This window comes from Trichococcus alkaliphilus, assembly GCF_003008695.1.
GTDB lineage: Bacteria > Bacillota > Bacilli > Lactobacillales > Aerococcaceae > Trichococcus > Trichococcus alkaliphilus.
Genome location: NZ_PXZT01000011.1, coordinates 90,002 through 113,949, shown reverse-complemented (window position 1 = coordinate 113,949; position 23,948 = coordinate 90,002). Strand labels below are relative to the sequence as shown.

Sequence of the window (23,948 nt, the reverse complement as noted above, 5' to 3'; positions counted from 1 at the left end):
TCCATGCATGATCAATTGCATGATGACATCCAGGTTTTTTGGTTCTGCCATGTTATAAACTCCTTAGTCTACTTATATTATTCGCCCATCAAAGTTAGAGCTGTTTTCAATACTTTTTCGCCGTTCATCATGCCGTAATCCTGCATATTGATGACATCCATTTTTGTATCAGTGCCGGCTACTTTATCTTCGAATTGTTTCTTCATGTATTTGACTTGAGGTCCTAGCATCAGAACGTCGATTTTTTTCTTAGCCAAGTGTGCGTCTGCTTCTGAAGCGGATACTGCGAAAATATCAGCGTCCAATCCTTGCGCTACCGCCGCTTTTTGCATTTTTGATACTAGTAAGCTGGTGCTCATTCCAGCTGCACATACTAACATGATTGTTTTATCTGCCATATTCATTCTCTCCATCCATAAAATTAATTTGATATGCAATTATTATAACACAGATGACAGCGTTTGTCGAAAACACTTACATGAATTTACAAACGTTTTCAGAAAATCGCTTTCTTTATACTTCCGCGAAGGAAAGACCCTACTTAAGGTTCTTCCCGTTTTGTTCTATGACCTGTTTGTACCAGTAATAACTGGCCTTTTTGTAGCGTTTCAATTCTTTTGGACTGTCTTCATCGCGGTCCACATATACAAATCCATAGCGCTTTTGATAGCCATTCAACCAACTCAAAAGATCGGTATAGCTCCAAGTGCAATAGCCAAGCACTGTGACCCCATCCGTGATGGCTTCCTGGACCGCTTTGGCATGGTCGTTCAAATAGTCGATCCGGTACTGGTCATGGATTGCTCCGTCTTCAAGCTTGTCGTACTCACCCAATCCGTTTTCGGTTATCAATATCGGCAATCCGTATCGGCTGTTTATCCGACGCAAAGCAATCCGAAGGCCCACCGGATCGATATCCCAATCCCAATTGGTTTTTTCGACGAATGGATTCAGCACTTCTCTGAAGACGCCTGGAGTCCCTCCTCTTTCCGTACTTCCCTTTTCGCCGGAATAATTCGGCGTCCCGATGCCGACGCCATCCAATGGATTCGCGGCAACAGTTGATGTCTGATAATAATTCACGCCCATGAAATCCGGTTTACCGGCTTTCAACACCTCAAAATCTTCCGGCCACGTTTCAGGCAACAGATCGTTCTCTTCCAACCAATTCCAGATGACCGAAGGGTACTGCCCTTTGGCATAGACATCCATCCAAAAATAAGCATTCAGTTCATCGAAATTCTCCGCCGCCAAAACATTCTCGGGCCGGGCATCAATCGGATAGCCTGGCGAATAAGCGAAACTCGGACCGATTTTCCCTTGCAATCCAAGCGAACGGAATTTTTTAATGGCTGCCGCATTCGCAACGTTCGCATGGTGGTTGGCTTGGTACATCCGTTTTGGATCTTTCACTGCCGGCGGGTGTGTCGCCATCAAGTAGCCATGGGAAATGAAGACATTTTGTTCGTTCAAGGTTACCCAATGGTTGACCCGGTCGCCGTATCTACGGAACACAGCCTCTGCGTAAGTGGTAAAGTCTTCGATTATCTGGCGGGATTCCCATCCCAAATAATCGTCCTGCAGATATTGCGGGATATCCCAATGATACAATGTGACAACCGGTTCGATATGGTTCGCCAGCAACTCATCGATCAGATCGTCATAAAATTGCAAGCCTTTTTCGTTCACTTCCTGCATGTTGTTCGGGAAGATGCGGCTCCACGCAATCGAGAAACGATAAGCCTTCAGCCCTTGTTCAGCCATAAGCGCGACATCCTCTTTGAACCGGTGGTAGTGATCCACCGCTACATCCCCGTTCGTGCCTTTAAAAGTCTTGCCGGGAATTCTGACAAAGGTATCCCAGACAGATACGCCTTTCCCATCTTCATCCCAAGCCCCTTCGACTTGATAGGCGGCCGAGGCAGAGCCCCATAAGAAGTCTTCCGGAAAATCCTTCAGTTTTTTGTGTTGCATATCATGACCCGCTTTCTCTTTAGTTTATTTCTGCTTCTCAAAACACAAAATGGACCATAAATCATATGAGCGATTTATGGTCCATCTATGTTTGGTGATCAGTGACTATTTTGCGATTTTCTCATAGATTTCGACGATTTCTTTCGCCAAGTCTTTGAATGCGATGGACGTCATCAAGTGATCTTGTCCGTGGACCATCAATAAGGACAATTCCACTGCATCGCCTGATGCTTCTTGTGTCAACAGACCGGTTTGCGCATGGTGGGCTTCCACCAATGCTTTTTCCGATTCGCCGATTTTTTCGCTTGCTAATGCAAAGTCTCCTGCTTTTGCCGCTTCGATCGCTTCAATCGCATTTCCTTTTGCATCGCCTCCATGCATGATCAATTGCATGATGACATCCAGGTTTTTTGGTTCTGCCATTAGAGTTACTCCTTCAGTGTTTTTATTATTCGCCCATTAAAGTAAGAGCTGTTTTCAATACTTTTTCGCCGTTCATCATGCCGTAGTCCTGCATGTTGATGACATCCATTTTTGTATCAGTGCCGGCTACTTTATCTTCGAATTGTTTCTTCATGTATTTGACTTGAGGTCCCAACATCAGAACATCGATTTTTTTCTTAGCCAAGTGTGCGTCTGCTTCTGAAGCGGATACTGCGAAAATATCAGCGTCCAATCCTTGCGCTGCCGCCGCCTTTTGCATTTTTGATACAAGTAAGCTGGTGCTCATTCCAGCTGCACATACTAACATGATTGTTTTGTCTGCCATAATATTTTCTCCACCCTTATATATATTTGAGCCCCTATAAAAGGGGCTCATTTTGAGGCTATTTGATTATGCTACTACGTTTCCTGAAGCATCAGCCTCAAGTTCACCGATTTCAACATTGTATGCTTTGTTGTCTTCGATTTTGAAGAATGGGTAGAAGATTACTCCACTGATGACTGTTTCGACGATTTGCCATACAGCACCTCTCCATCCGCTGATCAAGAAACCAGAGAATACTGGAGGAGTTGTCCACGGAATGTTTACCCCGTTTGTAAGAGGAACCAGACCGATGCTCATCACGAAGTAAGTAAGGATAGCCAAGATTACTGGAGTCAAGATGAATGGAATCATCAAGATTGGGTTCAATACGATTGGCATACCGAAGATCAATGGCTCATTGATGTTGAACAATCCAGGTCCGATCGCTAATTTTCCGAGTGTTTTGAATTGAGTAGATCTAGCTGCGAATAAGCACAATAATGCTAAACCTAATGTTGAACCGGCACCACCGATTTTAATGAAGTTTGCATAGAATTGGTAGTTGACGATGTTCGGCAATTCCAAACCTGCAGCGTAAGCATCCGCATTTTCTGCAGTCAGTGTCAACCAGATTGGTTGCATTACAGCACCCAAGATGTTTGGACCGTGAAGACCGAATGAGAACAAAAGTGTTTCCAAAATCAGTACCAAGACAGTTGCAGGCAATGTTGCACCTAAGCTAGTCAGTGGCGCTTGGATGATTTCAAAGATGAATGATTGAGCTGTTTCGTAAGGTGTCAAAGCGAATACCATACGCAAGATGTTGAAGATCAAGATAACGAATAATCCAGGGATCAAAGCGTCAAATGATTTTGCAACGTTTGATGGTACGGAATCAGGCATGCTTAATTTCCAGCCGCGAGCCAATACCCAACGGATGATTTCGACTGCGAAAACAGCACTCATCATACCTAGGAACAAACCGCTTGCACTCAAGTTACCCATTGGGATCCCTGATGCATTTTCAGCACTCAATAATGTTGGAGTCAAGATAAGGAATCCAACGATACCGTAGATGATTCCTGCCAGATCATCCAAGCCATAGTGTTTTGACAAGTCTTGGGAAATCCCGATCATAACGAATAATGTCATGATGTTCATTGTCATGTTGTAAGGTACCATGAAGAATTCTGTCCAGTTAGCGCCGAAGACGCCTGCCATCATATCTGCGTAACCAGGAATCGGTAAGTTAGCGAATAATAGGAAAATCGATCCGATGATCAGTAGGGACATTGCTCCGAAGAACCCGCTCTTGATTGCTGAAAGGTAACGGTTTTCGTTTAATTTATAAGCAATTGGTCCTAATTTTTCTTGTAATGTATCTAAGAATTTATCCATAATAAAATCCTCCTCTGTTAGAACACATGTGAAGACAGCGTACCGTCTTCAAAAACAGTAAAATAAATTGATATGATTGCTTGTCCGGATTCTGCCAGTCAGTCTCAGAACAATGGGCCTTCGTCTTCAGCATTCACTTGCCGCTGTTCTTTATCAACAACGGATGGTGCGAAAAACTTTTATTGCTTTCTACCTCTAACCTTCCAGTTTTTCCCCGTTTGACGCGATCACTCCTTTATACCAATAGAAACTATCTTTCCGGTATCTCTTCAGATCTTTGAGATCGAAGTCTTCCCGGTTGACGTAAACAAAGCCATAACGCTTGCGGAACCCTTGGTGGGTGCTGATTAGGTCGATCGCACTCCATGTGCAATAACCGAACACATCTGCTCCATCCGTAACTGCCAGGTTCATCTGTTCAATATGGTTGCGGAGATAGTCGATCCGATAGTGATCATGGACCTTCCCATCTTCCAGCTTATCAATACCGCCTAAACCGTTTTCAGTAACGATCAGGGGTTTACGATAACGAGAGTAAATTTGGTTAATCGTCGTGCGGAATCCAGTAGGGTCAATCTGCCAACCGAATTCAGTATAAGGAAGATGCTCATTGTCGGATCCTGCGAAGAATCCTTCTTGGCTATCTGATAATTGCTGATCTTTTTTACCTGTTGCGCGTTCCGTTCCGGCCGGATAGGCTTGAACAGTCGAGCTGTTGTAGTAGTTGAAGGCGATGAAATCACATTCCGCGGATTTCAGTATCTCCAAATCACCCAGTTCCATATCAGGCAGGGCTTCATTTTCTTCCAGGTAAGCCCACACTTGGTGATTGTATACACCATACACGGCGATATCAAGATAAAGCCAGTTACGGATTGCGGTATACAGATCGGCTGCTTGGACATCCGCTGGGTTGTTCGATTTTGGATAGACGGCCGAAATGTTCGGTGCCGGTCCGATTTTCACATGCGGTAATTTTTCGTGGCAGTTGTTCATCACCATCGCTTGCGCAACAAGCATGTGGTGGTTTTGTTGGTACAAGGATTTCAAAGTGCTTTCACCTGTACCGACTGCAGCGCCATGAAGAATCATCATGTTCTGTTCATTGATCGTCAGCCATAATTTGACGCGGTCTCCTAAGTTATCGAAGAGGACATCGCAGTAGCGGACAAAAGCATCGATTGTGGCACGATTTTCCCAGCCACCTTTTTCAGCAAGTCCTTGCGGCAAGTCAAAGTGGTAGACTGTCACTAACGGTTCAATCCCGTATTTCAGACATTCATCAATCAAATCGCTGTAGAACTGTAGACCTTTCGGATTGACTTCTCCATCACCATCAGGAATGACCCGTGACCATGAAATCGAGAAGCGATAGGTTTTGAATCCCATCTCAGCCAACAATGCGATATCTTCCTGCATGTGGTGGTAATGATCAGTAGCTACTTTGAAATCGGAAGTATCGGGAACGATTTCCTTCGCGTCCTGAACAGATGGTCCTTTACCGTCTTCGTTCCAAGCGCCTTCAACTTGATATGCGCTGGTTGCGGACCCCCATAAAAAATCTTCTTTAAACGGTTTCAATTTCTTATGATACATACTCTCATTCCTTCCTCATCGATTCCCACTCAGGAAGCCGACTATCTTTAAGCGGTTACATAGTTTTCAAAAGCGAACTCTCTTCTTTTCAAAAAGAGTCGTTTCCAGATTGCGAATGCGCTTTCTGTTTTTCAATATAAGCTTATTATAGAGTTTGTGAACGAAATGTAAACAGTTTCATGTATTAAAGGAACAATAATCAGCTTTTGGAATGATGTTTCAGAAAAGAAACGATTTGTTTCAGCTTAACCAGCTGCTAAAGCTTATTGTTAAGCATTTGTTGCATGTAGTTATAATTGCGTCTCGCAAGTGTTTCAATCAAAAATACGACCGGCAATTGAGAAGTCACGTTTACCTCATCGTCGACATACTCAGGCGTCAGGTGATAGGCAAAGTTTATATCCGACTGTCTGGCCAATGAATTGGTGGAGGAATTCGTGATGCTGATGATTTTGCTCCCCAGACTTTTCAGATCTCCCACCTTCCTTAAGATGATATCCGTTTCCCCTGACACGGAACAAACAATCGCCACCGTATTCGTATATTGCCTGCTGATCAGATGGAATGGGTAGTAAGCATCCTGGATATGGAAGGTGCTTTGGCCCAAATTTGAAAACTGTCGGGCTGCATAAGCGGCAATCAGGCCTGATGTGCCGATCCCAAAAAAGAGCGCGACTTCTGAATTGGCTATCAGTTCGACTGCGGATTGTATTTTTTCTTCGTATTCCGATTGCATGGAACGGCTGAAAAACTCTTCGACGATTTCGGAAGTTTCAAACACCTTCTTATTGTGTTTGCGGTTGTCCATTTCCTTCAGATGCAACTTGCACTCCCAGATGTTTTCGAAACCCAGCTTGCTGATGGTCCGCGTAACCGTTGCCGGCGATACATGGGTCTCGGAAGCTATCTCGCGAACGCTCATACGGATGACTTTTTGGGTATGCTGCACGATGTACTCGTATACCTTTAACTCTGTATTCGTCAGTAACTTCACATTCTCTTGATTGAACACGTAAAAACCCCTTTATCCGGAACAAAATAAGCTCTGAGGCGTGCATTAGTTCGTTGTCTTTTCTTCTTAACCATTTTACCATTTATTTTGAAAAAAACAAAAAACAAAACAATTTTACGGAACTCAAAATTGTTTTGTTTTTTTGTGATGTTCATTTCAGAAAACAGGCTGCTTCTTAGAAGATATCCTCTGAAATGCTTTCGCGGAATGCCTCGATTTTGCGTAATTTACTCTTTTCACTGTGTGCGATGTCCAACTCATCCAACAAAGGAACCAACATTTCGTAGGTTTCCAACACGCTGTCGCCGCGCATTTCGATTTTTGCAGGGAAGACTTTCGCTTCAAACAGGTATTTGTACAGTTCGAATTGGATATCGCGTGATTTATCGGAAGTCAGCACAGTCGCCAGCAGCACTTCCCCTGATTTTTTATCCGCGATGGCCATCATCTTCACAAAACGCGGCCGTTCCCCTTCTTTGAAGGTGATTGGTTGCGGTAAATAGAACAAGTCTACTTCGAAGGTGTTTCTTAGGAAGTTTTTCTTTTCCATCATCAGACGACGGATTTCGAACTGGGAAAGCATCAGATCGTATGGACCTTTCGTCAATTCGCCGCCAGTCAGGAACGCAAGGATATGTTCTTCTTTCAATTTCCAAACGCTGTCCTTTGTACCGGCTTGGTAATAGTAACGCGTCGGAACATCATCCGCAGCAAAAGACTTGTCAAAATCCAGTTTGCTGTAGATGGGGAACATTTCCAAAAAGCTCTCCAGCACCCGTTCGAAAAGAGTGATGTCCTCTTCGGTCGCCGACCAAGGAACAAAGCCTGGCGTAAAATCCAGCAGTTCCGGCCACGCTTTTTTGCCGCGGAATTTGACATCCGTTGTGCGGATGCGGTTATAGTCGATTTCTTCCAGTTTGCTTCGGTCGACAAATTCCAGTCTGATGTTTTTCAGCTTTTCGGTGTATTCCCCGATGCCGTCTGCGTCCGTGAACTCCGACTCCAGCAGATCCAAATAGAGGATGTATTCCGAAACATCCCGGAACACACTCAGTCCGATGCTGTCCTCATCCAGCCCATCCAGAGCAAAGAATACCGGTTCCTTGCGATCGGAATATTTGATTCCGACGACGTCCGTGTCTTTCATTTTGTCCCAAGGCTTCAATTTATGAAAAGCCTTTATGTTCTCGTACAATTTTTGATAATCTCTCATTTATATCTCCTATCTACTAAAAAACATAAGCGCAACCCTTGATAATGGTCAAACGAGGAGCACACGCCGCTGCTTTTGGCATGTGTTTCCAGCGATTCCGCCGCTTATCCTGTTTCGGCTTATTGTAACAAATTCCTTTCCTATGCTATCATATCTTGGAGCGTGCATCAATTTTTCTTTTTAAGGAGTCCAAAAATGACCTTTTCTTTCAAGGATATCGAACACAGCAAGTCCATCGCCAAAGAAACCTCTCTGTACACGCACCATCGCAATGAAGAAGCTTTTTTTATGCACATCGAAAATTATGTTATTTTCCACCGCGTCCCCACCTTCGCTGAATTCGTGGAGACGGAAGCCTATTTGAAATCAGAGCACCAAAAATATGGCCAGGATTTCATAAAGTTTATTTGGCCCGAAGATTGCGAAATTCCGCAGCCGATCATTTCCTATCTGGGATCGAACGACTTCAGCCTGGATGTATTGGAGCTGTATGTGGCCCCTCCCGGAACCTTTGTGCCGACGCGGATTGATGAAACGCCTTCCGACGTTAGGGTGGAATGGGAGAACGCCGATAACCGCAATGCCTATCTGTCTTTGTCCGCACGGGCAGACAAGGCAGTCAGCGAGGAATTCGCGAAACAGAAGCAACCCTACACCCAAGCTAAATTCGAAAATCCGGCCTTCCGTCCCATCGTGGCCATGTGCTCCGATGAAGCAGTCGGTTCCATCGATCTTTATCTGAAAGAGGACAGCATTGAAATCGACAATTTCTACGTCGGCATAGATTCCCGGTGCAAAGGGATCGGAACGGCGCTGCAACAATTCGTCATGGAGCATGCCGACGGGAAGACCGTCCTTTTGGTGGCTGATGCAGCGGATACGGCGCGCGAGATGTACAATCGCCAAAATTACACATACGTTTCTTTCCGCTACGAGCTTCTTAAAGTCTTCAAATAATAGATCAACGCACTTCCAGCCATCCGGCAAATTGCCGGATGGCTGGAAGTGCGTTGTTTTTTCATTCGATTTTGTTGATTTGGTAGATTTCCACAGGATAATTCGATTCGATTTCCTCAATGATTTTATCCACGATTTGTTGGCACAGGACCCGCGAACTGTTGACAACCGCCAATCCGATGACTGCTTGGTTCAACATATCCTGTGCCGATACTTCCGCAATGCTGACATTGTAACGTTGATGCATCTTGGCAAGGATACTTTTCACAACGCTGCGCTTGTCCTTCAGAGAATTGGAATCAAAAAGCCGCATAGACAGTTCCACAGCCAACACGTTCATCGTCATCGCCCCATTTTTATTTAATATGGAAACATTATCTCTTCAAGACAAAAAATAACCGAAACTGCCCCTTCTGTCAAGGGATAGCTTCGGTTATCGGATAAAGCAAAGACGGGATGAGTCGTATCCTAGTATTCTTCTACATCTTTTCGTTCGCCTTTGAAGTTGTTTTTCTTTTGGTGGCGTTCGATGAGGACTTTGGTCACATCGGCAACGTCAACGCCTTGGTCGTACAGGAGTACGCCGAGGTGGTAAAGCAGGTCTGCCGTTTCGTTGGCGACTTCTTCTTTGTCATGATTTTTTGCGCCGATGACGACTTCGAAAGCCTCTTCGCCGAATTTCTTGGCAATTTTATCTGTTCCCTTGTCTAACAAGTAGTTTGTATAGGACTTTTCATCATGTCCGACAGCGCGTTGGCGGATGGTCTCTTCCAAGTCATCCAGACCAAAAGCAACCGGGACATCGAAACAACTCTCCGTGTTGCGGTGGCAAGTTGGCCCGGCCGGATCGATCATGATCAGCAACGCGTCCTGGTCGCAGTCCAGATACATGTCCTTCACGAACTGGTAATGCTCGCTGGATTCGCCTTTTTTCCAGAGTCTGTCCTTGCTTCGGGAAAAGAACCAGACAACTTCGTCACGTTTCGTCAATTCGAAGGCCTCTTCATTCATGAAGCCGACCATCAAAACATTTTTGTTCGTAAAGTGCTGAAGAACGACAGTCAATAATCCTTTCGAAAAATCAGGCACTAGTGCATCGTATTTAGACATTGCGCATATCCACTCCATTCTCCGTGCAGCATTCTTTCACTTCGGCAATCGACACTTCTTCATCATGGAAGATGGAAGCTGCCAACCCGGCCGATACATCCGTTTCCTTGAACAAGTCGGCAAAATGCTGAGCATTGCCGCCGCCTCCGGAAGCGATGACCGGAATCGATACTAAGGCTTGGATTTTGTTCAATAAGCGGTGATCGAAACCTTGCTTCATGCCGTCATAATCCATGCTGGTGACCAACAATTCGCCGGCCCCCAGCGCCTCCACTTGCTGCACCCAGTCCAACGTCTTGATGTTGGTCCGTTTTTTGCCGCCGTGGGTATAGCAATACCATTCCTCTTTATCGGCTTCCCATTTCGCATCGACAGCGATGCAGATGCATTGGCTACCGAACTTGTCGCTTGCTTCCTTGATGAGCTGCGGATTCGCCAACGCTGATGAATTCAGGCTCACTTTATCCGCGCCGGCGTTCAGCAGACGGGAAATGTCATCCGTCGACTTGATGCCGCCGCCGATCGTCATCGGGATGAACAGCTGTTGCGCCGTTTTGCGGATGACATCGATCATCAGGTTGTGCCCAGTTTCGGTTGCAGAGATGTCCAGAAAGACAAGTTCATCCGCACCCAAAGCATTGTAACGCTTCGCAAGTTCGACCGGATCGCCGATTTCGCGCAATCCCTTGAATTGGATCCCTTTTACGACCGTGCCGTCCTTTACATCCAGACAGGGAATGATCCGTTTCTTTATCATGACAAGCCCTCCCAGAAGGCATCCGTATTGGCCGCTTTACCGACGATGGCTGCCGCCACACCCAAAGCTTCCAATTTTTTGATGTCTTCGATGTTGCGGACGCCGCCGGATGCAGTGATGGGATGGGTCGAGAGTTCGACAAGCTTGCCCGTCAACTCAAAGTTCGGTCCGGCCATCTTGCCGTCTTTCGAGATATCCGTATAGATGATGCCGCCCAAGGCCATCGGATTTGTCGCTTCCACGACATCATAGATGGTTTGGCGACCCGTTTCGGTCCAACCGTTCACGGCGACCAATTCGCCTTTTGCATCCAGACCCAAGTAGATTTTGCCGGGATATTTCGCCGTCATCTCAGCCAGCCAAGGCAGATCCTGTAGCCCTTTCGTCCCGACGATCACATAGCTGGCGCCTTTTTCGAAATAATGCTTGATGGTTTCTTCGGAGCGGATGCCCCCACCGATTTCGACAGGCAAAGCGCTCTGCTGCAAAAGCTGCTCAATAAAAGGTGTCTCTTCCGGTTTTTGGTTCAATGCGCCCATCAAGTCCACGATATGGATGCGTTTCACTTGCTCATATTGCGCATAAAAAGCGATGGCTTCCTGAGGTGTGCGTTGCATTTCTTCTTTCGTGCCGTAGTCCCCTTCGGTCAGACGGACACTCTTGTTGTCGATCAAGTCGATCGCCGGCCAAATCTCTATCATTTATCTCCATCCCCCTTGCAAAGCTTGGTTCAAAATTTCCAGACCGTAATCCCCGCTTTTTTCCGGGTGGAACTGGATGCCGATGACGTTATCCTTCTGGACGATCGCCACGATTTCCTGTCCGTAGTCTGCCGTTGCCACAACATTTTCGTCAGTCACTACTTTGTAGGAATGGATGAAATAGACATCTTTGTCCAAACCTGGATAGTCGGAATGCAGATTGTTCCAGCCCAAATGCGGCACCGGCAAGTCGCTGACGATGTATTTCACTTCGCCAGGCAAAAAGCCCAACCCATCGACATCGCCTTCTTCGCTGTGCTGGAACAGGAGTTGCATCCCGAGACAGATGCCGATGAACGGTTTCGTCTGCTCCAACTCAGTCAGGAGTTCCCGCAAACCGATCGCATCGATCCGGTCGATGGCATCCTTGAAATGGCCCACTCCTGGCAGGACGATGACATCCGCTTTGCGCAATTCCTCTTCGTCATGCGTCAGGATAGTTTCGTAGCCAAGAAAACGGATGGCGTTCGTCAGGTTCGCGATGTTCCCCAACCCATAATCAACGATTGCTATCATTCGATCACTCCTTTTGAGGAAGGCAAGCGCTGCACATCTGAATCGGCCATCGCAATGCGCAGGCTTTGCGCAAAAGCTTTGAAGATGGCTTCAATTTCATGGTGCGTGTTTCCGCCGCGGATAAGATCAATATGTGCTGTGTAACGGGCATTGATGACCAAACCATGGAAGAATTCCTCAACCAGTTCTACATCGAAGCTGCCGACTTTTTCTTTCGAAAATGCGGCATTGAAACTAAGGTAAGGGCGACCGCTGATGTCGATGACGGAACGGGCCAAGGTTTCATCCATCGGCACGTAGGCACTCCCGTAGCGGTTGATGGCGCCTTTGTCCTGACCCAGTTCAGCCAACAGCTGCCCCAAGACGATACCGACATCCTCGGTTGTGTGGTGATCGTCCACATCCGTGTCGCCGTCCACCTGCACATCCAAAACGAAGTGGCCATGGAAAGCGAACAGATCCAACATATGATTCAAGAAGCCCACACCCGTGTGGATGACGGAAGGTTCCAACCCTCGTTTCAGGGTGATGGCGATTTTCGTTTCTTTGGTAACGCGCTCTTTTGATACGCTCACAGCTGTTCTCTCCATTCTCTGATGATTTCGGCTAAGGCATCCAACTGTTCATCCGTTGCGATTGAGTAACGGACAGCCGTTTCGATGCACGCGATGCCTGATTTTTCATAAGTGCGCGGCTGATAGCCGTGGTCGATGATCCATTTACCCAACGCAGGCGCCAATTCACCGTAAGTGAAGACGAAATTCGTCTCGCTCGGCAGGACGGAAATAATATCCCCTACGCCTTCATTGAAGATTTTCTTCAATTTGGCGGAAAGCCGGCGCTGATCAGCCATGAAGGCGCGCAAACGTTCCGGATGCTCCAACAGGAAGGCCGCAATGCTCAAGGATAAGGTATTGAGCGGATACGGATGGGCAATAGAGTTCAACAACTGCATCGTTTTCGCCGTCGAACTGGCGATGCCGATGCGCAGACCGGCCAAGCCATATATTTTTGACAAGGTACGCAAAAGGATGACATGATCCCCTGCCGGACGCGCCGGTGGATTGTCCACGAAATCCATATAAGCCTCATCCAAAATCAGATAACCGCCGTATGCAGCCAGCAGATCCGCCGTCTTTTGGATGAAAGCTGCAGGATGCAAGCCTCCCAGCGGGTTGTTCGGTTGCGATACGATGAAATAAGCAGGCTTGTCCTTCTCGATGACGGCATACACCTGGTCATAGTCAAAGGTATAATCCGCTCGGCACGGCACTTTGATGATATCGCGTTGGAATTGCGCGGCATACTCTTCGTACATGACGAAATCCGGCTCCAGCATCAGGATCGGTCCATCCCCCAAAAGGATCGTGCACTTCTGGATCCATTCATCCGATCCGTTGGCAAAAGCGATCAGGGCGGGATCCTCGCCGTGGAAAGCGGCATACGCTTCCGTCAAGCGGTCGATGGCATCGTCCGTGTACTCCTGGAAGCGCGTCGCTACAGCTATTTCGGCAATTTCTTCATCTGTCAGCGCACGGATGGGACTTTCATTTTTGTTGATGCGGATCATTTGTCGTCCCCCATTCTGACAGCCAAGGAATCGTGATGGGCCTGAAGTGACTCTTCAGTCGCGATCAGCATCCCGGCAGGAGCCATTTTCCGGAACGTTTCTTTCTTCAGGTTCAGGACAGAGTTCGGGCGCAGGAAGTCGTTGACGGACAGTCCGTTCGCAAAGCGGGCATTGCCGCCGGTAGGCAGCACGTGGCTAGGTCCGGCAACATAATCCCCAATCGCTTCAGGCGAGTATTCTCCGATGAAGATCGCTCCTGCTGTTTCGATGGCGTCTATGTAGTCTTCTGCATCTTTTGTCTGGATCGAGACGTGCTCTCCCGCAATCAGATTCACGACTTCGATGTTCTCTGCTTTACCGCTCGTCAAAATCGGGAAGTGATTGTGTTTCAAACTCTCCTCGATGACCTCGATGCGGCTTTGTTTCGCTTTCTGGACAAGCAGCTCGGCTTCGATGGCGGCCAATTTCTCTTCGTTGTCGCAGACAAGGAAGGTGCGGGCCAACTCATCGTGCTCGGCTTGCGCCAGCAGATCGACGGCAACCCATTCGTTGTTCGCAGTTTCGTCGACGACTACGACGATTTCGGATGGTCCGGCGATCGAATCGATGCCGACATCTCCGTACACCAATTTTTTGGCCAAAGCGACATATTGGTTCCCGGGTCCGACGATTTTGTCGACGCGCGGAATGGTTTCCGTACCGTAAGCCAAGGCAGCAACGGCTTGGGCGCCGCCTACTTGATAAACGTGGGTCACGCCGCAGATATAGCAAGCGGCCAAGGTCGCTTGGTTGATGGCGGTCTTTTGCGGCGGGGTCACGACGATTGTTTCCTTTACGCCGGCTACATTGGCCAATACGGCAGTCATGAGCACTGTGGAAGGATAACTCGCTTTGCCGCCCGGCACATAGATGCCGACCTTGTTCAGCGGATGGATTTTCTGGTACAGCTCCCCAGCCGGAGACTGTTGCCACTTGATGCTCTCTTGGTAGACCGTGATGTTATCGCGGGCTTCCTCCAAAGCAGCGCGCAAATCCGCATCCAAGCTGTCATAAGCTTCCTTGATGACGCTCTGCGGCACTTCCAACTCCGTGACGTCCGCCCCATCAAAGCGTTTTGCATATTCGAACAGCGCAGCATCGCCTTTTTCCTGGACTGTCTGGATAATTTCCATCACGGCTTGCGTCTTCGAAAAGTCGATCGTATTTTTTGTTTTGTAAGCTTCCTTGAACGTTTTAGTTGTGTACATTATTTTTCACCTTCAATTGATTGATTATAGTCTGGATTTCATCGTATTTGGAGAAATAAGCATGCTTATTCGAAATCAGGCGAGCATTGATTTCATCAAGGCGAACCTGCTCACTCAAACCATTATCATGCAGCGTTTTGCCGGATTGAACGATATCCATGATCGCATCTGCCATATCGATGGTCGCGGCCAATTCGACGGACCCCTTCAGGGCGATGATTTTCACGGGTTGCTTGATGGAATCAAAATATTGTCTGGTGTAGTTCACGTACTTTGTCGCAACCACTGGATAAACGTCTTTCTTCTCTTTGCTGGCGATGGCGAAATGGCAATAGCCGAAAGGTAGATCCATCAGATTGTTGATGTTGCAATTCTGCTCGATCAGAATATCGCTTCCGGTGATGCCCAGATCCGCGATGCCTTCTTCCACATATACGGGCACATCTTCCCCTTTTACCAGAATGAAGCGGGTGTCCTTTGTCTGAATGACCAATTCCCGAGAAACGGACTTCAATGCTGTCGACCATTCCGTCAGGTTGATTTCATCCAAGTATTGGATAAAATCCTTAAGCTGTCTGCCTTTTGATAGCGCGATAGTAATCATTTTTTCCCTCCGTTAATTGTTGATGGCCATTCCGAATGCTTTGGAAGAGCTTGTATATTGACCGCCCGATGCTACGGGTTCCGTTTGGTTTTCTCCGTAAAGTTGGATAAAGATTCCCTTGTAATAGGATTGGTTCGGCAACGCCAGCATATCCGCGTAGACGTAATCCACATTCTTGCTTTTCAGCGTCGCTTCCCATTCCGCCAGTTCATTCAAATGTCCGGTCAGTTCAGGATAGTTTTCCTTCAAATAGCTGGCCTGTTCGGTAGGTGCTTGATCCATCAAACCGATCAGCGGATGATCCGCACCCAAACGATGCTTCAAAGCATCCTGGTTTCTTTCGCAGATGAACTTGCGGACGGAAGGATCTTCCAACTCCCGCGGGCTCAGTATTTTTTTCAGTAATTTGTTATGGCTGACTACCGCAACCGATAAGGAAAGGCCCAATTCCTTCTCCATGAAGGTGATCATATCGCCCAAAACCTCGATCTGTTTCGGAATCGAGTCGGTAAATGTTTCCACACCCAGTTGGTGGCGCTCTTTCAGCAGCGAATAAACCGGGCCGGAATAGGCTATTTTATCGGCGCGTAAATGGTACTGCTTGCGGTATCTCACGATGGCATTCGTCCAGTCACTGCGCAGGGCGAAAAGTTTATCGCCGCTTTGCCATTTATGCCGGTTCAGCATCAGGTGCAAGTCATCATGAGACAGTTGTGTCCACTCAAATTTCTCTACGACTCCCAGGTCGATCAGATCGTACCCTAAGTGGTGGAAATGATGGAGAAACCCCATCTCTCTTTGTTTCTTCGCTAGCAACGATTCATTCGTCATCATTTCGTCCAAACTGTCTCACTCCCATTTCTTTTTGATAGGCCATCTGTTATCCTTAGAATATCGTTAGAATACCATTAGACGTTGGTGTTATCATACCATAGAAAGTTGCTACATTGTATCCTAAAATGATGACACTTTACGAAGGAAGGAAGATAGAAGATGCTCAGCGACAGACACGTCCACACCCCGTATTGCCTGCACGGTTCATCCGATGCTTTGGAAAATTATGTGAAGGTTGCCATCGAGGCCGGCCTTGAGTCCCTCACATTCACGGAACACGCTCCTTTACCGATGGAAGATCCGCTTCCGGACAAAGACAGTTCGATGCGCCCTGAAGATGTCGATGCCTACCTGTCCGAAGTCCGCGCCCTTGCCAAGAAGTATCAAGACAGCATCGAAATCCACGCCGGTTTTGAATTGGATTATCTGGAAGGAAAAGAAACAGAAACACGTGCCTTCTTGGAAAAATACCCGGAGACCGTCCCCCATTCGATTCTGAGTGTGCATTTTGTGCAGCTCGCTCCCGAAGAATACTTCTGCATCGACTTGGATCGCGAATCGTTCACGCAAAAAGGTGCAGAAATCGGCTACGAAACGCTTTACACCCTTTACGAAGAGGCAGTCAAAAAAGCTTTGGCACTTCCGTATGGAGAACTGACCCCGAAAAAAATCGGCCACATCAACTTGATTCATAAGTTCCAAAAGGCTTACAGCGTCAGCGATCCGATCGACTGGAAGCTGCTGTTGGATAAGGTGAAGGAGAGTGGGTACAAGCTTGATTACAATTTTGCCGGAATCGACAAACCGGACTACGGCAAAACTTACCCGGATTCGAAAATGATGGCTTACGCCATAAAAATCGGCCTCACCTATGAGAAGGGTTCTGATGCCCACGCCTCCCATGAAGTCGCCCGTTATTTCGGTACGGCAACAGAAACGGAATATGATGACTGGAAAGAAGCCTGAAAATGGCTTCTTTTTTAATGGCCTTATCTTCTCGGTGCTGAGCCTTCCGGATTGAATTATTCCTGGAATACTGGTACATTTATCTAGTAATGAAAAGTATTACATCTAGTTTTTAAAACTAGATTAAAAATTTCTTTAATTCAGAAAGCAGGTTGTCCCGTGAAGCTTAAACCAGAACTGGAAGCCTATCAGCAACAGCTGCTGGCCATGTCGTTCATCCGTTTTGATGAACTGCCTGATTTTGGCGTCTACAGCGATCAAGTGATTGCCATCATCGAAAAGCAATTGAGTTTCCTGAACGCCACCCAGGAAGAACGCATAATCTCGCCGGCTATGATCAATAATTACGTAAAACTGCAGCTAATCGATAAACCAGAGAAAAAGAAATATTTCAAAACCCACATCGCCCAGCTGATCGTCATCACCTTGCTCAAACAAGTGTTGCCGCTGTCGGAGGTGAAAAAAGGCCTGGAATTGCAAGTCTCCATCCGCGGATTCCAGATTGCGTACGACACCTTCTGCCAAGAATTGGAATATGCTTTCCGGATGCTCTTCCATGATCTCGACAAGAAAGAGCATTTCACCTATACCTTGGAGGACATCCACAGCGAAAACATCGCTTTGAAGATGATCACGCTGTCGCTCGCTTCGAAATTGTTGACACAAAAAATCATATTGGTCGATGGCGTCAGTCACGCATCCCAAAAAGGAGAGAATACTAATGATGAAATCTAATTCCATTGCTGTCTTGGCCGATTCCTGCAACGATATTCCGCAAGAGCTGCTCGACAAATACCATATCTACATCTTGCCGTTGATGATCAATTACAAAGACGCGAGCTATCGCGATCGGGTCGATATCACACCGGAGCAAGTCTACGAAAGATTCCAAGAAGAGATTCCGAAGACAAGCCTGCCGTTGCCGGAAACGATTGTCGAAACTTTCGCCAAAATCAAAGCGGACGGCTTTGATCAAGTGATCGTATCCGCCATTTCCAGCGGCTTGAGTGGCACTTGCCAAGCCATCAAATTGTTGGCGGACGATATCGAAGATATGCAGATCGTCGTCATCGATACACTGAACATTGCCATCGCCTCCGGATTTGTGGCGCTTTATGCTGCCGAGCAGATCGAAGCTGGACTTCTGTTTGATGAAGTCGTTTCGAAAACACAAGCAGCCGTGAAAAAGTCCACCATCCTGTTCGGTGTCGGCACTTTGGAGTATCTGATGAAAGGCGGCCGCATCGGTAAAGTTTCCGGGATTCTGGGAAGCGCCTTGAACATCAAACCGATCATTTCCTGCAACGAAGAAGGCATCTATGATACGGTCGCAAAAGTGCGCGGCCGCAAGCAGAGCATCCAGAAATTGATCGATATGACCCGCGAAAAACTGGGTCAGCACAAAAATTACTATTTGTCGATCTGCCATGGGGATGCCTACGATGAGATGCTCGTTATGAAAGAACAGCTGAAGGATCTGGTTGCCGGCGCCAAAATATACGCGGAAGGCCAAATTTCACCTGTATTGGGTGTCCACACTGGACCCGGTCTGCTGGGAATCGGCATCATGGTCCTAGAAGACTAAAAAGAGTGTGATGATTCGCGGGAGGGGAACGGCGACGGGATGCGAACCCACCTCCGGCCAGGCCCCCTTCGCCGGAGGACACCGGTGATTACACGCCTCAGCTACGGCGAAGGTTCCCTCATCGGAGGACGCAACCAGAATGTTGGGCGAACTCCGGCGAAGCCGCTGCTCGCCGGAGTTTAACAACGCAAAAAGAGTGGCTGCCTTTTCGGGCAGCCACTCTTTTTGTGCTATCTGTTTTTTTAGTTTGATTTCATCAATTCATCGACGTAAGCAACTGTTTCCGGTTGGTTTGCTTCGATTTCAGCGATTTTTTCTGCAAATTGTGGCAAGTGCTCTTTGTGTGCATACAACAATTCATCCAACAAAGTCTTAGCTGTTGTTCCGCCTGGCACAAGCGGGTTGATTGTGAATGCTTGTAATGCCGCACCATAGCTGCCTGTGATGGCTGCGCGGATGACTGTTTCTTCCATCGCTTTCATGCCTTGCAATAAGCCACGGGCCGCTGAAGGCATTTCGCCCCAGTTGTATGGTTCAGCGCCATGAGCTGTGATCAAGGCGGAAACTTCTACGACGCAATCATAAGGCATATCTTGGATCGTGCCGTTGTTCGCTGTTGATACGACCATATCCGTGCGTTTGTCATTTTGGATCGACGCGATCACTTCGCAGGCTGCATCACTGTAGTGCGTACCGCCGCGTTGCGATAATTCTTCCGGCTTGTAGTTCAAAGCAGGGTCTTTGTAAAGCTCGAACAAGCGCGTTTCTGTTGCTTTGACGACTTGCGCACGCGTTTCGCCTTTTTCGAACTCTTCAATGGAATGTTTCAACATTTCATCTTCGATGTAATAATAACGGTGGTATCCGCAAGGAAGCATTCCCAGATCCTTCAATTGCTCATAGTGGAATTGCGCACTGTGGATGTTCTTCAGATGGTTTTCATCTTCGGTTTTTTGTGGTCCGTAAACCATATCGATCACTTCATCTGTGCGTTCAGCGCCCTTGTCATCCCAGACACGGTGCCAGTGGAAGTGGTTGATTCCGGCAAATTTGAATAATAATTCCTCTTCAGGAATCGCTAATTTTTCTGCTGCGACTTTGCGGTGTCCGATTGGAACATTGCATAGGCCGATTGTTTTCTTCCAACCGAAATGTTTGATGGCTGCTTCAGTCACCATACCTGCAGGATTCGTAAAGTTGATCAACCATGCATCCGGACATTGCACGCGCATATCCGCAATGATCTGGCCGATGATCGGAATAGTACGGAAAGCTTTGAACATTCCGCCTGCACCATTGGTTTCTTGGCCCAAAACACCATGGGACAATGGAATGCGCTCATCTTTGATACGAGCATTCAGTAACCCTACACGGAATTGCGTCGTTACGAAATCCGCATCTTTCAAAGCATTGAAACGATCCAATGTTAAGTGGACTTCCCAGTCCAATCCAGCCGCCTCGACTTGGCGTTTCGCCATTGCGCCGACGATCTCCAGTTTTTCCTTACCTGCTTCGATATCCACCAACCAAATTTCTTTGATAGGCAATTCATCTTTTCTTAAGATGTATCCTTCAATCAATTCCGGTGTATAACTGGAACCGCCACCAATCGTAACAATCTTCAAAGCTTCTTTCGACATGCATGCTTCCTCCTATTTTTGGTTTCTTTTTGCTTTCCGGCTCATCCGGCTCAAAAATTCTGTCGTGACAATGCATTCCCTGACAAAAGCGGGTAAATCCCCGAATGTCCGGCCAGGAAAGGCTTTCATTCCAACCGTCCGTGAAAGGGCTTTTTGCTTTCATGATTTCATCTTAGCACAATACCGGCGCATCGGGAGAATCCCCTTACATTTTGATTGCAAGTTCCCCCTAATGATTTTTGTTTCAGAAATGAAACAGTTTGTTTCATCCTCAAATAATATCCAGCGCAGTTTTGCGGGCGGGTGCTGGGAACCTTTTGTCCAGCAGTTTCAGATCTTCATCATCCAGACGGATTTTGGAAGCTTGGGCATTGAGATAGGTGTGCTCAGGGTTGGAAGAGCGCGGTATCGCTGCCACGTCCGGCCGGATGATGCACCACGCCAGAATGATCTGGATCGCTTCGACACCATGTTTCTTGGCGATGCGCTGCACTTCTTCGCTCTCCAGCAGTTGTTCACGCAACCGGCCCCCCTGCGCTAATGGCGAGTAGGCCATAATCGGAATGTTGTGCTCCCGTTGCCATTTCAACAGATCATACTCTATCCCGCGAGAGCCCAGATGATACAAAACCTGATTGACTTGGCACTGGTTCCCGCTTTCCATCGACAACAGATCCTGCATATCATGGATGTCGAAGTTGGAAACGCCCCATCTGCCGATTTTCCCTTCGGCCTTCAACTGCTCCATTCCGGCTATCGTTTGCGACAAAGGCACATTTCCGCGCCAGTGCAGCAGATAAAGATCCAAGTGGTCCGTTTCTAACCTGCGTAAACTTTCGGCACAGGCAGCCAAAATTTCATTCCGGCTCGCCCGATGGGGATACACTTTGGAAACAAGATAGACCTGGTCACGGATGCCTTTGATCGCTTCCCCCACCAAGCGTTCCGACTTCCCATCCCCGTACATTTCGGCTGTATCGATAAGGGTCATGCCCAGTTGCACGCCTAACCGCAAAGCCTCGATTTCCTCTTGCCTTTTTTCGGGATCCTCGCCCAAGTACCAGGTTCCTTGCCCCACTTGCGGCATGATGCTTCCGTCCGGCAACGCCACCATTCGATTGGCATTCTCTCTCCGCAGAGACGCCATGATGTTCTCGTCTATGTTCGTCATTTACAGACACCATCCTTTCTGTTCTCGACACCATTCCTTACAACAAGTATACCTTTTTTTGTTGTTAATACAAAAAGAATCATAGCGCTTCCATATTATTTGGTTTACTGGCCTTTTCCTTTGGCGATTTCGATTTTGTGGCTTATGATAAGGATAGAAAGCTATTTTATTTATCATCAAAGTCTGATTAATGGCTCAAGGATTGTCATCATAATCAAGGAGGACGAATGGATGAAATACAGGAATCTAGGGAAAAGTGGTTTGCGGGTCAGCGAAATCGCACTGGGTAGTTGGTTGACGTACGGAAAATCGGTAGCGGATCAAACAGCGGATGAGTGCATCCGGACTGCGTACGAAGCAGGCATCAACTTTTTCGACACAGCCAACGTTTACGAAAAGGGCGCTGCTGAGACCGTGCTCGGAAAAGTGCTGAAGGACTACAGGCGCTCCAGTCTGGTCGTCGCCAGCAAAGTCTATTTCCCAATGGGGGACGGGCCGAATGATCGGGGCTTGTCGCGCAAGCACATCATCGAATCCTGCGACGCCAGCATGCAACGCCTGGATATGGATTATCTGGACCTGTACCAATGTCACCGTTACGATCCGAGCGTACCGATGGAGGAAACGCTCTGGGCGCTCGATGATCTGCAGCGTCAAGGCAAGATCCTTTATGCCGGCGTCAGTGAATGGCCGGCCGACAAAATCCAGGAAGCTCACCAAATCGCAAAACAGCATAATTTCCGGCCACTCATTTCCAACCAACCAATCTACAATATGATCGAGCGCTACATCGAGGTCGATGTGCTGCCCGTCTCCGTCGCCAACGGCATGGGCCAAGTCGTCTTTTCCCCATTGGGACAAGGCATCCTGACCGGCAAGTACAAATCCGGCCAACAAGTTCCGGAAGACAGCCGTGCCGCCAACAGCAAGCTGAACAGCACGATGCAAAAATATCTGGAAAACGAGTCCCTATTGGAAGCAGTCGGAGAAATCGAAGCCATCGCGCACGAATTGGAAGTAACCATGCCACAACTGGCTCTGGCCTGGATTTTGCGTCAACCTGGCGTCAGCTCCGCCATCATCGGCGCCAGCCGTCCGGAACAGATCGAGGATAACATCAAGTCGGTGGATATCGAATTGACGGACGAACTGTTGCTTGGCATCAACCAAATTCTATTGAAAGTGAGCAGCTTCAAACCGCGAAGCTGATTGTGCGATGAATCAATCCGGGAAACCGGACGCCGAAAAGGCCACCTTGAATTGATAAGAGTGGCCTTTTTGGTGTTCTCCATTCATTTGTTCTCCTGATCGAATAAAATATGGGACCTCCGGTGAACGGAGGCTTCGCAGGAGTTCGCCCAACCCTTCTGAGGGCGTTCTCCGATGAGGGATCCTTCGCCGGAGCTGCGGTTGATGACGATCGATGTGCTCCGGCAAGCGAAGCTTCACCGGAGCTGAGCGGAAATCCGAAAGTTCCGAACCGCTCTGCTCACCCGGCGGCTCTTAATCCAGCGCCAGTATTTCCAATATCGAACGGACATCGCGGACAGAAACCTGACCGGGCGCGGAAACCTCTTTGGCTGCCGCAAAAGTCAGGCACGAACCGAACAATTCTCCGGCCAACCTCGAAATGACGCCGTATTTGCCCATCGACATCGTGATGCAAGGGCGGTCCGCTTTCGCTTTTTTCATTTCCAACGTCGCCGCCAGCAGCGTCAGGACATCTTCCTCGCTCTGCGGCATGACCGCAATCTTCGTGATATCCGCCCCGAGTTCCTGCATCTTCACCAATCTCGCGACGATTTCCTCTTTAGGGGGCGTACGGAAAAAATCATGACTCGACAGAACAACTTTCACGTTTTTTTCATTCGCTTCGGCAATCAACTTGATCACGTCTTCTTCGGAACTGAACAGCTCGAGATCGACCATGTCCACCATGCCGCTCCGGATCGCGAAACGGTTCAGTTCAAAATAGCGGTCCAAGCGCAGTTCACGCTCGCCGCCCTCTTTTTTGGTGCGGAAGGTGAACAACAAAGGCTTTTTGTAAAGGCTGTTGATTTCGGCCAACAATGCCCCTACCTGCTCCGGGTTCTCTACCCCTTCGAAAAAATCGATGCGCAACTCCGCCAGATCGAAAGCGACGTTTTCCAGCATTTTGACTTCCGCGATGATTTCCTGTTTTGTTTTCCCAACCAACGGCACGCAGATTTTAGGCCTGCCTTCGTTGAAGACGACATCTTTCACTTGAACGGTTTTCACTGGTGTATCCCCTCCATGGCGCATTATTGC

The 23,948-nt window shown here is 47.8% G+C and carries 26 protein-coding genes; 5 read left to right on the top strand and 21 right to left on the bottom strand.

Annotated elements, in window-relative coordinates; translation table 11 throughout:
- Positions 1–77: 77 nt before the first annotated feature.
- From C7R73_RS09995 to C7R73_RS09960, 8 genes are all read right to left on the bottom strand, one after another.
- Positions 78–398 (bottom strand): PTS sugar transporter subunit IIB, encoded by a 321-nt coding sequence (locus C7R73_RS09995; protein ID WP_086986658.1) that lies wholly within the window; start codon positions 396–398, stop codon positions 78–80.
- Between the two features lie 139 nt (positions 399–537).
- Positions 538–1,974 carry a glycoside hydrolase family 1 protein gene (locus C7R73_RS09990; RefSeq protein WP_106450374.1) on the bottom strand — a complete coding sequence of 479 codons (1,437 nt, stop codon included), beginning with the start codon at positions 1,972–1,974 and terminating at the stop codon, positions 538–540.
- A gap of 105 nt (positions 1,975–2,079) precedes the next feature.
- Positions 2,080–2,397, bottom strand: a complete 318-nt coding sequence (locus C7R73_RS09985; protein WP_106450373.1) for a PTS lactose/cellobiose transporter subunit IIA — start codon at positions 2,395–2,397, stop codon at positions 2,080–2,082.
- 25 nt (positions 2,398–2,422) lie between these two features.
- Positions 2,423–2,743: a PTS sugar transporter subunit IIB gene (locus C7R73_RS09980; protein WP_106450372.1), complete on the bottom strand. Its 321-nt coding sequence runs from the start codon at positions 2,741–2,743 to the stop codon at positions 2,423–2,425.
- A gap of 66 nt (positions 2,744–2,809) precedes the next feature.
- A complete protein-coding gene (locus C7R73_RS09975) occupies positions 2,810–4,120 on the bottom strand; it encodes a PTS sugar transporter subunit IIC (protein WP_106450371.1) in 1,311 nt (436 codons plus the stop codon).
- A gap of 195 nt (positions 4,121–4,315) precedes the next feature.
- Positions 4,316–5,716 carry a glycoside hydrolase family 1 protein gene (locus C7R73_RS09970; protein ID WP_106450370.1) on the bottom strand — a complete coding sequence of 467 codons (1,401 nt, stop codon included), beginning with the start codon at positions 5,714–5,716 and terminating at the stop codon, positions 4,316–4,318.
- A gap of 256 nt (positions 5,717–5,972) precedes the next feature.
- Entirely contained in the window at positions 5,973–6,728 is a 756-nt protein-coding gene (locus tag C7R73_RS09965; RefSeq protein WP_106450369.1) for a MurR/RpiR family transcriptional regulator, read from the bottom strand.
- Positions 6,729–6,903: 175 nt separating this feature from the next.
- Positions 6,904–7,941, bottom strand: coding sequence for a DUF7309 domain-containing protein (locus C7R73_RS09960; RefSeq protein ID WP_106450368.1), 1,038 nt, complete (start codon positions 7,939–7,941; stop codon positions 6,904–6,906).
- 195 nt (positions 7,942–8,136) lie between these two features.
- Between C7R73_RS09960 and C7R73_RS09955 the strand changes: the two genes are divergently transcribed.
- Positions 8,137–8,898, top strand: a complete 762-nt coding sequence (locus C7R73_RS09955; protein ID WP_106450367.1) for a GNAT family N-acetyltransferase — start codon at positions 8,137–8,139, stop codon at positions 8,896–8,898.
- A 61-nt stretch (positions 8,899–8,959) separates the two neighbouring features.
- On the opposite strand, the gene C7R73_RS09950 is transcribed toward C7R73_RS09955, so the two are convergent.
- From C7R73_RS09950 to C7R73_RS09905, 10 genes are all read right to left on the bottom strand, one after another.
- Positions 8,960–9,244 (bottom strand): DUF503 domain-containing protein, encoded by a 285-nt coding sequence (locus tag C7R73_RS09950; protein ID WP_239992618.1) that lies wholly within the window; start codon positions 9,242–9,244, stop codon positions 8,960–8,962.
- Positions 9,245–9,366: 122 nt separating this feature from the next.
- Positions 9,367–10,008: a bifunctional phosphoribosyl-AMP cyclohydrolase/phosphoribosyl-ATP diphosphatase HisIE gene (hisIE, locus tag C7R73_RS09945; RefSeq protein ID WP_106450365.1), complete on the bottom strand. Its 642-nt coding sequence runs from the start codon at positions 10,006–10,008 to the stop codon at positions 9,367–9,369.
- A complete protein-coding gene (gene hisF / locus C7R73_RS09940) occupies positions 10,001–10,765 on the bottom strand; it encodes an imidazole glycerol phosphate synthase subunit HisF (protein WP_106450364.1) in 765 nt (254 codons plus the stop codon). Before hisF ends, hisIE begins: the two co-directional genes overlap by 8 nt.
- Positions 10,762–11,466 (bottom strand): 1-(5-phosphoribosyl)-5-((5-phosphoribosylamino)methylideneamino)imidazole-4-carboxamide isomerase, encoded by a 705-nt coding sequence (hisA, locus tag C7R73_RS09935; RefSeq protein WP_106450363.1) that lies wholly within the window; start codon positions 11,464–11,466, stop codon positions 10,762–10,764. The genes hisF and hisA overlap by 4 nt, the downstream gene beginning before the upstream one ends.
- Entirely contained in the window at positions 11,467–12,042 is a 576-nt protein-coding gene (gene hisH, locus C7R73_RS09930) for an imidazole glycerol phosphate synthase subunit HisH (RefSeq protein ID WP_106450362.1), read from the bottom strand.
- Positions 12,039–12,617, bottom strand: coding sequence for an imidazoleglycerol-phosphate dehydratase HisB (hisB, locus tag C7R73_RS09925; RefSeq protein ID WP_106450361.1), 579 nt, complete (start codon positions 12,615–12,617; stop codon positions 12,039–12,041). The genes hisH and hisB overlap by 4 nt, the downstream gene beginning before the upstream one ends.
- Complete coding sequence (locus C7R73_RS09920; protein ID WP_106450360.1) at positions 12,614–13,612, bottom strand: pyridoxal phosphate-dependent aminotransferase; 999 nt, start codon at positions 13,610–13,612, stop codon at positions 12,614–12,616. The genes hisB and C7R73_RS09920 overlap by 4 nt, the downstream gene beginning before the upstream one ends.
- Positions 13,609–14,859 (bottom strand): histidinol dehydrogenase, encoded by a 1,251-nt coding sequence (hisD, locus tag C7R73_RS09915; protein WP_106450359.1) that lies wholly within the window; start codon positions 14,857–14,859, stop codon positions 13,609–13,611. The genes C7R73_RS09920 and hisD overlap by 4 nt, the downstream gene beginning before the upstream one ends.
- Positions 14,846–15,463 (bottom strand): ATP phosphoribosyltransferase, encoded by a 618-nt coding sequence (gene hisG, locus C7R73_RS09910; RefSeq protein WP_106450358.1) that lies wholly within the window; start codon positions 15,461–15,463, stop codon positions 14,846–14,848. Before hisG ends, hisD begins: the two co-directional genes overlap by 14 nt.
- A gap of 12 nt (positions 15,464–15,475) precedes the next feature.
- On the bottom strand, positions 15,476–16,297 hold the full coding sequence (locus C7R73_RS09905) for an ATP phosphoribosyltransferase regulatory subunit (protein WP_239992620.1): 822 nt from the start codon (positions 16,295–16,297) through the stop codon (positions 15,476–15,478).
- A 159-nt stretch (positions 16,298–16,456) separates the two neighbouring features.
- Between C7R73_RS09905 and hisJ the strand changes: the two genes are divergently transcribed.
- From hisJ to C7R73_RS09890, 3 genes are all read left to right on the top strand, one after another.
- Positions 16,457–17,263, top strand: coding sequence for a histidinol-phosphatase HisJ (gene hisJ, locus C7R73_RS09900; protein WP_106450356.1), 807 nt, complete (start codon positions 16,457–16,459; stop codon positions 17,261–17,263).
- A 159-nt stretch (positions 17,264–17,422) separates the two neighbouring features.
- A complete protein-coding gene (locus tag C7R73_RS09895) occupies positions 17,423–17,998 on the top strand; it encodes a DUF1836 domain-containing protein (RefSeq protein WP_106450355.1) in 576 nt (191 codons plus the stop codon).
- On the top strand, positions 17,985–18,848 hold the full coding sequence (locus C7R73_RS09890) for a DegV family protein (protein WP_422664373.1): 864 nt from the start codon (positions 17,985–17,987) through the stop codon (positions 18,846–18,848). Before C7R73_RS09895 ends, C7R73_RS09890 begins: the two co-directional genes overlap by 14 nt.
- A 242-nt stretch (positions 18,849–19,090) precedes the next feature.
- Here the strand turns inward: C7R73_RS09890 and C7R73_RS09885 are convergent, their stop codons facing one another.
- Complete coding sequence (locus tag C7R73_RS09885; protein WP_106450354.1) at positions 19,091–20,488, bottom strand: 6-phospho-beta-glucosidase; 1,398 nt, start codon at positions 20,486–20,488, stop codon at positions 19,091–19,093.
- Between the two features lie 271 nt (positions 20,489–20,759).
- Complete coding sequence (locus C7R73_RS09880) at positions 20,760–21,659, bottom strand: aldo/keto reductase (protein ID WP_106450353.1); 900 nt, start codon at positions 21,657–21,659, stop codon at positions 20,760–20,762.
- A gap of 231 nt (positions 21,660–21,890) precedes the next feature.
- On the opposite strand from C7R73_RS09880, the gene C7R73_RS09875 reads away from it, so the two are divergent.
- Complete coding sequence (locus tag C7R73_RS09875; RefSeq protein ID WP_106450352.1) at positions 21,891–22,868, top strand: aldo/keto reductase family protein; 978 nt, start codon at positions 21,891–21,893, stop codon at positions 22,866–22,868.
- Positions 22,869–23,162: 294 nt separating this feature from the next.
- Here C7R73_RS09875 and aroD read toward each other — a convergent pair whose 3' ends face one another.
- Positions 23,163–23,942, bottom strand: a complete 780-nt coding sequence (gene aroD, locus C7R73_RS09870; protein WP_106450351.1) for a type I 3-dehydroquinate dehydratase — start codon at positions 23,940–23,942, stop codon at positions 23,163–23,165.
- Between the last annotated feature and the right edge of the window lie 6 nt (positions 23,943–23,948).

What these genes read in the sequence shown, in the direction of transcription:
- C7R73_RS09995 (WP_086986658.1), bottom strand. Translation starts at nt 398, where the DNA reads ATGGCAGATAAAACAATCATGTTAGTATGTGCAGCTGGAATGAGCACC.
- C7R73_RS09990 (WP_106450374.1), bottom strand. Translation starts at nt 1,974, where the DNA reads ATGCAACACAAAAAACTGAAGGATTTTCCGGAAGACTTCTTATGGGGC.
- C7R73_RS09985 (WP_106450373.1), bottom strand. Translation starts at nt 2,397, where the DNA reads ATGGCAGAACCAAAAAACCTGGATGTCATCATGCAATTGATCATGCAT.
- C7R73_RS09980 (WP_106450372.1), bottom strand. Translation starts at nt 2,743, where the DNA reads ATGGCAGACAAAACAATCATGTTAGTATGTGCAGCTGGAATGAGCACC.
- C7R73_RS09975 (WP_106450371.1), bottom strand. Translation starts at nt 4,120, where the DNA reads ATGGATAAATTCTTAGATACATTACAAGAAAAATTAGGACCAATTGCT.
- C7R73_RS09970 (WP_106450370.1), bottom strand. Translation starts at nt 5,716, where the DNA reads ATGTATCATAAGAAATTGAAACCGTTTAAAGAAGATTTTTTATGGGGG.
- C7R73_RS09960 (WP_106450368.1), bottom strand. Translation starts at nt 7,941, where the DNA reads ATGAGAGATTATCAAAAATTGTACGAGAACATAAAGGCTTTTCATAAA.
- C7R73_RS09955 (WP_106450367.1), top strand. Translation starts at nt 8,137, where the DNA reads ATGACCTTTTCTTTCAAGGATATCGAACACAGCAAGTCCATCGCCAAA.
- C7R73_RS09950 (WP_239992618.1), bottom strand. Translation starts at nt 9,244, where the DNA reads ATGACGATGAACGTGTTGGCTGTGGAACTGTCTATGCGGCTTTTTGAT.
- hisIE (WP_106450365.1), bottom strand. Translation starts at nt 10,008, where the DNA reads ATGTCTAAATACGATGCACTAGTGCCTGATTTTTCGAAAGGATTATTG.
- hisF (WP_106450364.1), bottom strand. Translation starts at nt 10,765, where the DNA reads ATGATAAAGAAACGGATCATTCCCTGTCTGGATGTAAAGGACGGCACG.
- hisA (WP_106450363.1), bottom strand. Translation starts at nt 11,466, where the DNA reads ATGATAGAGATTTGGCCGGCGATCGACTTGATCGACAACAAGAGTGTC.
- hisH (WP_106450362.1), bottom strand. Translation starts at nt 12,042, where the DNA reads ATGATAGCAATCGTTGATTATGGGTTGGGGAACATCGCGAACCTGACG.
- C7R73_RS09920 (WP_106450360.1), bottom strand. Translation starts at nt 13,612, where the DNA reads ATGATCCGCATCAACAAAAATGAAAGTCCCATCCGTGCGCTGACAGAT.
- hisD (WP_106450359.1), bottom strand. Translation starts at nt 14,859, where the DNA reads ATGTACACAACTAAAACGTTCAAGGAAGCTTACAAAACAAAAAATACG.
- hisG (WP_106450358.1), bottom strand. Translation starts at nt 15,463, where the DNA reads ATGATTACTATCGCGCTATCAAAAGGCAGACAGCTTAAGGATTTTATC.
- C7R73_RS09905 (WP_239992620.1), bottom strand. Translation starts at nt 16,297, where the DNA reads ATGATGACGAATGAATCGTTGCTAGCGAAGAAACAAAGAGAGATGGGG.
- hisJ (WP_106450356.1), top strand. Translation starts at nt 16,457, where the DNA reads ATGCTCAGCGACAGACACGTCCACACCCCGTATTGCCTGCACGGTTCA.
- C7R73_RS09890 (WP_422664373.1), top strand. Translation starts at nt 17,985, where the DNA reads ATGATGAAATCTAATTCCATTGCTGTCTTGGCCGATTCCTGCAACGAT.
- C7R73_RS09885 (WP_106450354.1), bottom strand. Translation starts at nt 20,488, where the DNA reads ATGTCGAAAGAAGCTTTGAAGATTGTTACGATTGGTGGCGGTTCCAGT.
- C7R73_RS09880 (WP_106450353.1), bottom strand. Translation starts at nt 21,659, where the DNA reads ATGACGAACATAGACGAGAACATCATGGCGTCTCTGCGGAGAGAGAAT.
- C7R73_RS09875 (WP_106450352.1), top strand. Translation starts at nt 21,891, where the DNA reads ATGAAATACAGGAATCTAGGGAAAAGTGGTTTGCGGGTCAGCGAAATC.
- aroD (WP_106450351.1), bottom strand. Translation starts at nt 23,942, where the DNA reads ATGCGCCATGGAGGGGATACACCAGTGAAAACCGTTCAAGTGAAAGAT.